A 12,236-nucleotide genomic window follows, 5' to 3' on the forward strand; every position below is an offset into this window, starting at 1 on the left:
GTTTTGATTTATAATGATTTTAAAACTTTAAACTGTTGATTATAAAGAGGTATTATGAAGCGCTTACTCCATACCATGATCCGCGTTGGTGACCTGCAACGCTCTATCGATTTTTACACCAAGGTATTAGGGATGCGTTTACTGCGTACCAGCGAAAACACGGAGTATAAATACTCGCTGGCTTTCGTCGGTTATAGCGATGAAAGTGAAGGTTCAGTGATTGAACTGACCTATAACTGGGACGTGAGCAGTTACGACATGGGGACTGCATTTGGTCACCTGGCGCTGGGCGTGGATGATGTTGCCGCTACCTGCGATCAAATTCGTCAGGCTGGTGGGAATGTGACCCGTGAAGCCGGCCCGGTAAAAGGCGGTAATACTATTATTGCTTTTGTCGAAGATCCCGACGGTTACAAAATCGAGTTAATCGAGAATAAGAGCGCCGGACACGGCCTTGGCAACTGATTAGCGCAAAGGCACCTAAGGTGCCTTTTTTCTCATCGCGATATCCCCCTGCATCCCGCGCTAAAATTTGACATAATGCGCGCTGAATTCGATGAAGATAAGAAACTGATGGCAGATAAAAGTGATCTTAACGCCCTAAGTGGCCGTTTTCGTGGGTATTACCCCGTTGTAATTGATGTGGAAACCGCCGGTTTTAATGCGCAAACCGATGCATTATTAGAAATTGCTGCCGTGACCTTGCAGATGAACAAGGATGGTTGGTTATTACCCGATGAAACGCTGCATTTCCATGTAGAACCCTTTGAGGGTGCCAATCTGCAACCAGAAGCACTGGCATTTAATGGCATTGACCCGACCAACCCTTTGCGTGGTGCTGTGAGTGAATACGATGCTTTGCATGCCATCTTTAAAGCCGTGCGTAAAGGGCTGAAAGATCAAGGCTGTAACCGAGCTATTATCGTGGCACACAACGCCAATTTTGATCACAGCTTCGTGATGGCTGCTGCTGAACGCGCCAGTTTGAAACGTAACCCGTTCCACCCATTTGCAACCTTTGATACTGCGGCGCTCAGTGGGCTGGTGCTAGGGCAAACTGTGCTGGCGAAAGCCTGCCTGACGGCAGGTATTCCGTTTGATAGTAGTCAGGCGCACTCCGCATTGTATGACACCATGCAAACGGCAAAATTATTCTGTGAACTGGTTAACCGCTGGAAAAAACTGGGTGGCTGGCCTATACCGGCGGGGGAATCCGAATAGCGCAGTGTTCATGAGAGAAGATTGTTCATGAGAGAAGACGCAACAATTTTACGTTCAAAAAAAGGTGGCTCAAAGGCCACCTTTTTATTTTTGTCACCGAAAACACACATGCCCTATTCTGCGGCAGGCTTTTCTTCTTGTGCACGGTATTTGTCAGCGGTTTCTTTCAACAACTGTTGTAGTTCGCCACGCTGATACATTTCCATCAGAATGTCACAACCGCCGACCAATTCACCATCAACCCACAATTGTGGGAAGGTTGGCCAGTTAGCATATTTTGGCAGTTCCGCACGAATATCCGGGTTTTGCAGGATATCAACATAAGCAAAGCGTTCGCCACAGGCAGACAGCGCCTGCACAGCCTGAGCCGAGAAACCGCAGTTAGGTAACTTTGGTGAACCCTTCATATAAAGCAGGATTGGGTTTTCTGCTATCTGGCGCTGGATTTTATCAATCGTCGTCATTTCTTGCTTCCTCAAGCCATATAGTGGCTACAATACTTAGAACCTATCCATTAGGGCTGTTTTATTATTGCGTCCGGCCTATTGTAGCGACTGTTACCACTGGAATAAAACGCCATCTTTTGCAGGGGCTTTACTCCATGGACGAATGGTTATATTGTCAGCTACAAATATGTGCATTTAGAATAACATTTTTGATCCCATCACTTCACTATTATCTTCTTTATGGGATTGCCCTGCGGCTTCAAGTAGGAAAGAGATAACTCGTTGACGTATGGTTGATTTAAGTCCATTAGACGTGTGAAAAAGCGACAATATCTAAGCCATTAATGTTTTCTCACAATATCGATTAAGATCCTGTCGCTCTCTGCTTTTTTATATCGTGAGTTTCGGCAATACTGTGACTCTTCATATTCATCTCAGGGCAAGGTTGGTAGCGTTATTATGCGTTTAATATTTACGCTGTTTGTGCTGCTGTTTACCCAGCTATTTTTAAACCTGGCGCATGCGTCGCCGCAGGCTCATGTGTCTGCTGAGCAGAAGAAAGGACAGGCCAGCCAGGCCAGCCCTGATGATCGTAAAAAACGTAAAGCAGATAAAAGTACCAAAAAAGTAAAAGTAGCCAGCAATAAAACCCCTACCAACAAAGTGACTACCAATAAAACAGCAACCAGCAGCGATAAAAAGAAAATTGCCGCCGGCACGACTAAAACCATTAAAAAGAAAACGCAGGAAGTCAGTAAAATCGCTACAAAAAAAACCAGCAATCCGAAAAAAACCAATATTAAAACTGCAGCCAATAAAAAAGTGGCTGCAGGTAAAAAAACAGAAAAAGTCGCTTATGGCCGACACAGAAATAAAAGCCAAGGCAAAGCGGCTACCGAATTAGTCGCCAATAGTAAAATCAAGCTCAGTCCAGCGCATAAAAAACGCTATCAACACGCCAAACAGACCGCGATGAGCAAACTGATGAAGCAAGTCGGTAAACCTTATCGTTGGGGTGGCACCTCTCCTAATACCGGATTTGATTGCAGCGGGCTTATCTATTACGCCTATAAAGACGTGATCAGAATAAAAATGCCGCGTACCGCGAACGAGATGTATCACTTGCGTGACGCCGCCCCCGTCAAACGCGCTGAGCTGGAGAGTGGGGATTTAGTGTTCTTCAATATTGCCAACCGTGGCGTCGCCGACCATGTAGGCGTCTATCTGGGTAACGGTAAGTTCATTCAGTCCCCACGCACTGGCGAAGAAATTCGTATCAGTATGCTGGACAATGACTACTGGCAGGATCATTACGTTGGCGCACGCCGTGTGGTCACCCCGAAAACCATCCGCTAAGACTTCAGTCTGCGCCCGGTGGTCTCACCACCGGGTGCTGATGGCACAATAACGCCCCTGCACTTGTTATCCCCATGGCATAACGTTGATACAATCACCCATCAAACAGTGTGGTTATATCTGTCATTCTTGTTGAAAGTTGTTAAGATTAATACCCACAACAAAAATACAACAATTAAGCTTTAACCGCTCTTCGCCACCTCACTGCCCGTGGCAATTGATGTGATTTGAGGAGCAAACACCCTGAGCAACCCCGAAAGGAGAGAGCTATGTCTTTTGAATTACCGGCATTACCCTATGCGCAAAATGCGCTAGAGCCCCACATCTCAGCTGAAACGCTGGAATACCACTACGGCAAGCATCACAACACCTATGTGGTTAATCTCAATAACTTGATTAAAGACACTGAGTTTGCGGGTAAGACGCTGGAAGAGATTGTAAAAACCTCTAATGGCGGGATCTTTAATAATGCGGCCCAAGTCTGGAACCACACCTTCTACTGGCACTGCCTGTCACCTAACGGCGGCGGCGAACCTACGGGCAAAGTTGCCGATGCCATTAATCAATCATTTGGTTCTTTTGCTGAATTTAAAGCGCAATTTACTGATGCGGCAGTAAAAAACTTTGGTGCGGGCTGGACCTGGCTGGTTAAAAAAGCAGATGGCACACTGGCGATTGTCAGTACGTCTAATGCAGCAACTCCACTGACCACCAACGATAAACCGGTGTTAACCGTAGATGTGTGGGAACATGCTTACTATATTGATTACCGCAATGCGCGGCCAAAATACCTGGAAAACTTCTGGGCACTGGTTAACTGGTCTTTCGTTGAGAAAAATTTAGCCTGATACGGCAAGAAGAGTGACAACCCATCGTCGCATTACGCGTAAAATAATTAAGGGCGGGGTTAACCCGCCCTACTTATCACTTCACACCGGCAAGCGGTTTAATTAATTCATTACCGCCACGAAGCTAAAGACAATAATCATCGCCAGCGCACCAACAGTCGTAATCAGCGACATTTTCAGATTGGTATCCATAAAAACTCCTTAGCCGGTTAGTTTGTAGTATCGAAAAGGCACATAGTTAGTGTGTTAAATTATTTTCCCACAGTTCAGAAAAAAAATCTTGTGCTCATTACGCACTTTATAACTTTGATTACCCCTTTCACTTTTCCTCCAGATCAGCCAAAATTCGCAGTTCATAACTGCATACCGACTAATAACGTCCAATAAATACTCTCAGACAATCAGCTGATTTAACTTCCCAGCCTAATATCGTGTTTTTGTCTGAGCGGTTTTCGGGTTATGCAGGCAAACGATTAACATAATACTTACCCTACTGTAACCGGTAAGCTTAGGAGTCATTCTTTTTATGGCAACGATTAAAGATGTGGCCAAACACGCGGGTGTGTCCACCACCACCGTTTCGCACGTTATCAACAAAACTCGTTTCGTCGCCGAGAATACCAAGGCTGCGGTGTGGGCTGCCATTAAAGAACTGCATTATTCACCCAGCGCTGTAGCCCGCAGTTTGAAAGTTAATCACACTAAATCAATTGGTTTACTGGCAACATCCAGCGAAGCGCCCTATTTTGCCGAAGTGATCGAAGCGGTCGAAAATAGTTGTTATAGCAAAGGTTATACCCTGATTTTATGTAATTCTCATAATAATCTGGACAAGCAAAAAGCTTATCTGGCGATGTTGGCACAAAAACGTGTCGATGGGTTGCTGGTGATGTGTTCAGAATATCCTGAGCAGCTACTCGGGATGTTGGAAGAATATCGCAATATCCCAATGGTCGTCATGGATTGGGGAACCGCTCGGGGTGATTTTACTGACTCGATTATTGATAACGCCTTTGAAGGTGGTTATTTAGCGGGCCGTTACCTGATTGAGCGCGGTCATCGTGACATTGGGGCTATCCCCGGCCAGTTAGCCCGTAATACCGGTGGTGGCCGCCACCAGGGGTTCCTGAAAGCACTGGAAGAAGCAAATATTACCCTGCGTGATGAGTGGGTAGTCCAAGGGGATTTTGAACCGGAATCCGGTTATAAAGCGATGCATCAAATCCTGACACAAAAACATCGCCCAACGGCGGTGTTCTGTGGCGGCGATATTATGGCCATGGGCGCGATATGTGCTGCTGATGAGTTGGGCCTACGGGTACCACAAGATATTTCGGTGATCGGGTATGATAATGTGCGTAATGCGCGCTATTTCTCGCCGGCGCTAACCACTATTCACCAGCCCAAAGAGCGCCTGGGCGAAACGGCCTTTGCCATGTTACTTGACCGTATTATCAGCAAACGTGAAGATTCGCAGACCATTGAGGTACACCCTAAACTGATTGAGCGTCGTTCTGTCGCTGATGGTCCGTTCCTCGATTATCGCCGTTAATCCTCTCCTGCCGGTAGTGTTTAGCTCTACCGGCGGCTAATCTTGCCTCATTAATTCTCAGTCATTGATTGATAACTCACTGTCATCTTTCAACCATTCGGTATTAAGTGTGACACTGTCACCTAGATATTCCAGTAGCCAGGCCAATGCTGGTGAATGGTTGTTCTGCTCCCAGGTCAAGCAACATGGACTATCGGGCAACGGTTCAGCCAGCGTCAGTGCCGCTAGCTTCCCTTGCTCAATCAATGGCGATACCATGTGTGCCGGCACCATCCCGATGCACAATCCTGCACACAGGCAATCGATTCCCGTTGCCCAGTCCGGGGCGACCAATCGCTGCTGGTTTGCTAAAGTCCAGGTGTCACGTTTAGGTAAATTACGAGCGGTATCTTCCAGGCAAAGTGAGGGATAAGGCCGTAACTGATTATCGCTAAGTGGCTCGGTTAATTGGGCTAAAGGATGATCGACACTCACCACACAATGCCAGCTTAAAAAGCCCATGTCGCGAAAGATGAACCGCCCACCGACCGGGATCGCGCGGGTCGCACCAATGGCCATTTCCGCCTGTCCATCCACCAGCGCATCCCACACACCGTTGAATACTTCATAGCGTACCCGCAGTTCAATATCAGGAAAATGTCGATAAAAATCCAACACTAAGCGGCGACTACGCTGTGGTTTAACAATTTTATCTATCACTATATTTAACTGCCCACGCCAACCATTCGCCACCTGTTGACACTGACGGCGTGTGTCATTCATTTTTTTGATAACATCTCGCGCATCTTTAATAAAAACCACGCCAGCTTCGGTTAATTCCACATCGCGATGACGTCGTTCAAACAGCGGAACGGCCAGCCACTCTTCCAATTGGCGCACCGTATAACTAATCGCAGACGGTACGCGGTGCAATTCTTGAGCAGCAGCACTGAAACTCCCAGTACGGGCTACTGCGTCCACCACATCCAGTGAATATTCAGACCACATGATTTGTCACCTTTTTACATCACCAATTTGCTATCAAATTTTTTAACAGCATGGTGCAAATATTACCGTTTCACAACAGAATATCGCAGCGGATAGAATGCCCTTCGCAATTAATTTTCTATAACAGAAGTTTTGCCTGCAAAAATTATAATTTAGCCAACGTCATTGGAGCCGCTGCTAACACCTCTGCGGTTTCAAGGACCAAGGATATAAAGAGAAATAAAGAATGAAAACGTCGTCTGGTTTTATGTTCTATCTGGCCGGTCTGAGTATGTTGGGCTATTTGGCCACTGACATGTATCTGCCCGCTTTTGGCGCAATGCAACAAGAGCTTCAAACGTCTGCCGGCGCCATCAGTGCCAGCTTAAGTATCTTCCTCGCCGGTTTTGCTATCGCTCAGCTTATCTGGGGACCCGTATCGGATAAGTTAGGCCGTAAACCGGTACTGTTAGCCGGTTTGGCGTTATTTGCCATCGGTTGTCTGGGGATCTTATGGGTTGAAAATGCGACACAATTATTGGTCCTCCGCTTTATTCAGGCGGTAGGGGTGTGTTCTGCTGCTGTAAGTTGGCAGGCGTTAGTGGTAGACCGTTATCGCGATGGCAAGGCCAATCGCGTGTTTGCCACCATTATGCCGCTCGTAGCACTCTCTCCCGCGTTAGCTCCGCTGCTGGGTGCCTGGTTATTAAACCACTTCAGTTGGCGTTCAATTTTTGTAGTGCTACTGGCCGTTACGTTGCTGCTATTGATCCCAACGGCGCGGTTGAACGAACGCAAAAAAACCGCACAAGATAATGCGGCACGCAGTAGCACCAACATCAGTTTCTGGCAGTTGCTTAAGTCGGCAACATTCAGTGGCAACGTAATGATGTTTGCTGCCTGTAGTGCCGGTTTCTTTGCCTGGTTAACCGGTTCACCTTTTATTCTGGGTGATATGGGCTATAGCCCGAATGTCATCGGATTAAGTTATGTCCCCCAGACCCTGGCCTTCCTGTTAGGTGGATTTGGTTGTCGCAGTGCTCTTTCCCGGATCAAGGGCAATACCTTGCTGCCGTGGCTGTTGGCGGGATATGCAATCAGCATGATTGCACTTTATCTGATAGCAACGTTAACCACGCCGACGCTGCTGACCTTACTTATTCCATTCTGCATAATGGCGCTGGTGAATGGTGCCTGCTACCCTATTATCGTAGCGAATGCATTAATGCCTTTTCCAGCGAACACCGGTAAAGCAGCCGCGCTGCAAAATACGCTTCAACTCGGGTTATGTTTTGTTGCCAGTATGTTGGTATCGGCCTATATCAGCCAGCCATTGCTGGCAACAGTGACCGTGATGTTGTCGACCGTGGTGCTGGCGTTTTTAGGATATGGCATTCATTGCTACGCATTGCGAAAAGAAAAAAATGATACTAATTCGATGCCCAACGTCATCGGTGTCACAGCAAAGCAACAAGCGAATGAACCACGATGAGCCTGGATAAGGAACGATTCGGGTCGGAAATCGATTTGAACGCTGCAAGCGGCGGCCTGATAGAGGCGAGATCCAAGGATGGGCTAAGTAACGAGAGCCGCTAACACAGCGGTAGCGTCAAGGTCGGAGTGAATTAATTTCCAATAGAAATAGTCACTAAGGAACACGTGAGCCGGGTGTGATTTATTATTGAGAAAGCCTCCCGGCAAGCCTATACTCGATTTAACCAATTACGATACCATTAAAAAAAAGCATTATCTTAAGTACTTTCTGTGCGCGTGGATTGCGTCACATTTACGCTTATGGATGAGTTACCCTAAATCAATCTTTATTAGGGTTTCTTCTTAATCTTCCTCTGTCCGTTATGGATATTAGACACCAAGGTCACGACAACCTTATTGGTATGAATCTGCATGTATCGCGGGTCATAAGTCAGAAGAAAGTGATGGAGAAGCTATGAGTTCATCCTGTATAGAAGACCAGAGTATTCAAGAAACCCCTTGGTTTCGCATTGTACAAGAAATGCTGAATCGGGCTGATATTGAAATCAATGGCTCACGCCCTTTCGACATTCGAGTCAATAACCCAGACTTTTTCAAACGAATACTTCAAGAAGGATCTTTGGCATTAGGTGAGAGTTATATGGACGGCTGGTGGGAATGTGACCGCTTGGATATTTTTTTCCAACGGGTTCTCAGGGCTGGCCTGGAAAATCAACTTCCACACCATCTCAAAGATACTTTACGCATTGCTGCTGCGCGTATTATTAATTTGCAATCAAAGAAAAGAGCCTGGATTGTTGGCAAAGAACATTACGATCTGGGTAATGATCTGTTTAGCCTAATGCTCGATTCGAATATGCAATACTCATGCGCTTACTGGAAAGATGCCACGACCCTTGAGCAAGCGCAGGAAAATAAACTGCGGATGATCTGCGAAAAACTTCAATTGGCTCCGGGCATGACATTGCTCGATATCGGTTGTGGCTGGGGGGGCCTCGCCGCCTATGCCGCCCGGCATTACGGGGTCGCCGTTTCCGGTGTGACCATTTCGGCTGAACAACAAAAACTGGCACAAAAACGCTGTGAAGGCTTAGACGTCACTATTTTATTGCAAGACTACCGTGATCTGAACGAACAGTTCGATCGTATCGTTTCTGTCGGTATGTTCGAGCATGTCGGGCCAAAGAACTATCACACCTATTTTGATGTCGTAAACCGCAATTTGAAGCCAGATGGCCTGTTCTTACTGCACACCATCGGTGCTAATCGTACCGATCTGAGTATCGATCCGTGGATTAATAAATATATCTTCCCTAATGGCTGCCTGCCGTCAGTAAAACATATTGCTAACGCCAGTGAGCCTTATTTTATTATGGAAGATTGGCACAATTTTGGCGCTGATTATGATCGCACCCTGATGGCGTGGTATGAACGTTTTCAAGCCGCGTGGCCGAGCCTGGCTGCGAATTACTCGTCACGATTTGAGCGGATGTTTAGCTATTATCTCAATGCCTGTGCGGGTGCTTTCCGCGCCAGAGACATCCAACTGTGGCAAGTATTATTCAGCCCTAACGGGGTCGAGGGTGGGATTTGCGTGCCGCGTTAATACTTAAAAGAGGACAGGTGAACTGCCTGTCCTATCCTATTTACGTTAAGCCCACATTTATCCGCGAGTGACCTTATCAACTACCGGCGTAGCGGATACAGTTTCCCGCTGAGCCAATACCCGCTCAACCGTGTCCACCACCGCCTGGGTTTGTGGATCGATCTCGATATTTACCCGATGCCCCAAACGCTTTTTACCTAATGTGGTCCGCGACAGTGTTTCTGGTATCAGATGTACACAGAAGCGGTTCCCCACAACCTCTCCAATAGTTAGGCTGATACCATCAATACCGATAAAACCTTTGTGTAACACATACTTCATTAAATCAAAGCTGGGCATACGAAACCAGATCTGACGATTATTTTCTGATGTGTATATTTTGGTAATCTCAGCAGTACAAATAATATGGCCGGACATGAGATGTCCACCGATTTCATCACTGAATTTAGCCGCACGTTCCAAATTAACGCTATCACCAACCTTAATATCGCCCAAATTGGTAATACGCAGTGTCTCCTTCATTAAATCAAAGCTAACCCGATTACCCTCAACGGCGGTGACTGTCAGACAGCAACCATTGTGGGCAACAGAAGCGCCTAACGCTAATTCAGGCAACATCTCCGCTGGCATGTCGACTACATGGGTGCGGAAATTTGATTTTTCTTCGATGGCAACCACCGGCGCGGTGCCTTGAACAATACCGGTAAACATACGCCATGCCTCTTATCTATAGAAAGAAAGTTTCTTTGCCTTGATTTTGCCTCAGAAGATAAGGAAAACCAAACCACTTACACTAAAAAAACAGATAAGAGGTATTTAGCTGATAATTAGTAACAAAGATTGCTTAAGCGCGATGAGCAGGTACAATCCTTTATTGTTTTTCCGCTATTTTATTTATCGCCCATGGCGCGATAAATAGTCGTTATTGAAATCATAACTAGGTTATACCCAAGTTACTTCGAGATACAGGTAGGCGGCAACCGCGTGAACCTCCAGCAGCTTAGATAACTAAGTGTCTGGAGTGAGCAAGGGCAGCCAATACCCCTGTATATTGAAGGGCGACGGGTAGAGAAAGGTGCATACGTGCAGAAGTATATCGTCGAAGCGCGTAGCTTATTGGCTCTCGCTATTCCCGTTGTCATCGCGCAATTATCTCAAACCGCCATGGGCGTGGTTGACACCATTATGGCCGGTTCTGTCAGTGCTACTGATATGGCTGCCGTGGCGGTAGGTACTTCTATCTGGTTACCGGCTATTTTATTTGGCCATGGTTTGTTGTTGGCACTAACCCCGACAGTTGCACAGCTCAACGGTTCCGGGCGTCGCAATCAAATTGCCCATCAAGTCAGGCAAGGGTTTTGGTTGGCGCTTTGCGTTTCACTGCTAATTATGTTTGTTCTATATAATAGCGACCACGTTATTATGCAAATGCATAATATTGACCCCGTGCTAGCAGATAAAGCCGTTGGCTTCCTGCATGCCATTATGTGGGGTGCGCCGGGCTATCTCTTCTTCCAGGTGCTACGTAATCAATGTGAAGGTTTATCCAAAACCAAGCCGGGGATGGTTATCGGCTTTATTGGTTTGCTCGTGAATATTCCGGTTAACTATATTTTCATCTACGGGAAATTCGGTGCTCCGGCATTGGGTGGCGTCGGGTGCGGGGTGGCAACAGGCACAGTCTACTGGGTGATGTTCCTGATGATGCGCTGGTATGTCACCCGCGCTCGTTCACAGCAAGATATCAAACTGGAGAAAGGGTTCGCCGCACCGGACTGGCAAGTAATGAAACGCTTGGGTGGCCTTGGCCTGCCGGTTGCTCTGGCACTCTTCTTTGAAGTGACGCTGTTCGCGGTTGTCGCCTTACTGGTTTCGCCCCTGGGCATTGTCGCTGTTGCCGGGCACCAAATTGCGCTCAACTTTAGTTCATTAATGTTTATGTTACCGATGTCGCTGAGCGTAGCAGCTACCATTCGTGTTGGTTTCCGCCTCGGTCAAGGCTCGGTAGAACAAGCGAGAGTGGCCGCTTATACCAGTATTGCCGTGGGTTTAATGCTGGCCTGTGTCACTGCGGTATTTACCGTTATTTTCCGCGAGCATATTGCCTTGCTGTACAACAAAACACCGGCAGTGGTAATGATGGCCTCGCACTTGATGTTGCTGGCCGCTATTTACCAGCTATCGGATGCGATTCAAGTGATCGGTAGCGGTGTGCTACGTGGTTATAAGGATACACGTTCGATCTTCTTTATTACCTTTACTGCCTATTGGTTACTGGGGTTACCGAGTGGTTACGTGCTGGGGCTGACCGATTATATCGTGCCCGCCATGGGGCCAAGTGGTTTCTGGATTGGGTTCGTTATTGGCTTAACTTCTGCGGCGATTTTAATGGCACTGCGCATCCGCTGGTTACAAAAACAACCAGCAGCATTTATCCTGCAAAAGGCGGCGCATTAGTACCGATAGTCTCTGGCGTGACGGGCAGAATTCATATTGGCAAGTCGCGACTGCGTAAAACACCGAGGTGGAGAAAAAAACAGCGCAATGGGCAAAAGCGCAGCAATTACGTGAGTTTGCGGTGAATATTGTGTTTTTCCCCTTGCCAGCAGACGGGCAGCTCGTTAATATTCGTCCCCGCTGTCAGCATTGATGGTGAGTAATAAAAGAGGATGCGTCCGTAGCTCAGTTGGTTAGAGCACCACCTTGACATGGTGGGGGTCGATGGTTCGAGTCCATTCGGACGCACC

Annotated in this window: 12 protein-coding genes and 1 tRNA gene; 9 read left to right on the top strand and 4 right to left on the bottom strand. The window is 47.1% G+C overall.

The window, feature by feature from the left end; genetic code table 11:
- The first annotated feature begins 54 nt into the window (after positions 1 to 54).
- Both gloA and rnt read left to right on the top strand, forming a co-directional pair.
- Positions 55 to 465 carry a lactoylglutathione lyase gene (gloA, locus tag V2A85_RS17835; RefSeq protein ID WP_420071993.1) on the top strand — a complete coding sequence of 137 codons (411 nt, stop codon included), beginning with the start codon at positions 55 to 57 and terminating at the stop codon, positions 463 to 465.
- A gap of 75 nt (positions 466 to 540) precedes the next feature.
- The gene (gene rnt, locus V2A85_RS17840; protein WP_193784653.1) at positions 541 to 1,221 is read left to right on the top strand and encodes a ribonuclease T; all 681 of its coding nucleotides are present in this window, start codon (positions 541 to 543) and stop codon (positions 1,219 to 1,221) included.
- A 113-nt stretch (positions 1,222 to 1,334) separates the two neighbouring features.
- Here rnt and V2A85_RS17845 read toward each other — a convergent pair whose 3' ends face one another.
- Entirely contained in the window at positions 1,335 to 1,685 is a 351-nt protein-coding gene (locus V2A85_RS17845) for a Grx4 family monothiol glutaredoxin (protein WP_083158738.1), read from the bottom strand.
- A gap of 441 nt (positions 1,686 to 2,126) precedes the next feature.
- On the opposite strand from V2A85_RS17845, the gene V2A85_RS17850 reads away from it, so the two are divergent.
- On the top strand, positions 2,127 to 3,023 hold the full coding sequence (locus tag V2A85_RS17850; protein ID WP_420071994.1) for a C40 family peptidase: 897 nt from the start codon (positions 2,127 to 2,129) through the stop codon (positions 3,021 to 3,023).
- 269 nt (positions 3,024 to 3,292) lie between these two features.
- Positions 3,293 to 3,871 carry a superoxide dismutase [Fe] gene (sodB, locus tag V2A85_RS17855; protein WP_372559117.1) on the top strand — a complete coding sequence of 193 codons (579 nt, stop codon included), beginning with the start codon at positions 3,293 to 3,295 and terminating at the stop codon, positions 3,869 to 3,871.
- A gap of 102 nt (positions 3,872 to 3,973) precedes the next feature.
- On the opposite strand, the gene V2A85_RS17860 is transcribed toward sodB, so the two are convergent.
- Positions 3,974 to 4,063, bottom strand: a complete 90-nt coding sequence (locus tag V2A85_RS17860) for a YnhF family membrane protein (protein WP_019079325.1) — start codon at positions 4,061 to 4,063, stop codon at positions 3,974 to 3,976.
- Positions 4,064 to 4,397: 334 nt separating this feature from the next.
- Here V2A85_RS17860 and purR point away from each other — a divergent pair, with 334 nt between their 5' ends.
- Positions 4,398 to 5,423: an HTH-type transcriptional repressor PurR gene (purR, locus tag V2A85_RS17865; RefSeq protein ID WP_420071995.1), complete on the top strand. Its 1,026-nt coding sequence runs from the start codon at positions 4,398 to 4,400 to the stop codon at positions 5,421 to 5,423.
- Between the two features lie 57 nt (positions 5,424 to 5,480).
- On the opposite strand, the gene punR is transcribed toward purR, so the two are convergent.
- Positions 5,481 to 6,410, bottom strand: a complete 930-nt coding sequence (gene punR / locus V2A85_RS17870; protein WP_083158734.1) for a DNA-binding transcriptional activator PunR — start codon at positions 6,408 to 6,410, stop codon at positions 5,481 to 5,483.
- A 226-nt stretch (positions 6,411 to 6,636) separates the two neighbouring features.
- Between punR and punC the strand changes: the two genes are divergently transcribed.
- Complete coding sequence (gene punC / locus V2A85_RS17875) at positions 6,637 to 7,881, top strand: purine nucleoside transporter PunC (RefSeq protein WP_372559119.1); 1,245 nt, start codon at positions 6,637 to 6,639, stop codon at positions 7,879 to 7,881.
- 456 nt (positions 7,882 to 8,337) lie between these two features.
- Positions 8,338 to 9,489, top strand: coding sequence for a cyclopropane fatty acyl phospholipid synthase (cfa, locus tag V2A85_RS17880; protein WP_420071996.1), 1,152 nt, complete (start codon positions 8,338 to 8,340; stop codon positions 9,487 to 9,489).
- Between the two features lie 57 nt (positions 9,490 to 9,546).
- On the opposite strand, the gene V2A85_RS17885 is transcribed toward cfa, so the two are convergent.
- Positions 9,547 to 10,200, bottom strand: coding sequence for a riboflavin synthase subunit alpha (locus tag V2A85_RS17885; RefSeq protein ID WP_372559121.1), 654 nt, complete (start codon positions 10,198 to 10,200; stop codon positions 9,547 to 9,549).
- 372 nt (positions 10,201 to 10,572) lie between these two features.
- On the opposite strand from V2A85_RS17885, the gene V2A85_RS17890 reads away from it, so the two are divergent.
- Both V2A85_RS17890 and V2A85_RS17895 read left to right on the top strand, forming a co-directional pair.
- Positions 10,573 to 11,946, top strand: a complete 1,374-nt coding sequence (locus tag V2A85_RS17890; protein ID WP_372559122.1) for an MATE family efflux transporter — start codon at positions 10,573 to 10,575, stop codon at positions 11,944 to 11,946.
- 214 nt (positions 11,947 to 12,160) lie between these two features.
- Positions 12,161 to 12,234: transfer RNA gene (locus V2A85_RS17895), tRNA-Val, on the top strand.
- The last annotated feature ends 2 nt before the right edge of the window (positions 12,235 to 12,236 follow it).

The organism is Yersinia sp. 1252 StPb PI, from assembly GCF_048593885.1.
In the GTDB taxonomy this organism is placed as follows: Bacteria; Pseudomonadota; Gammaproteobacteria; order Enterobacterales; family Enterobacteriaceae; genus Yersinia; species Yersinia enterocolitica_E.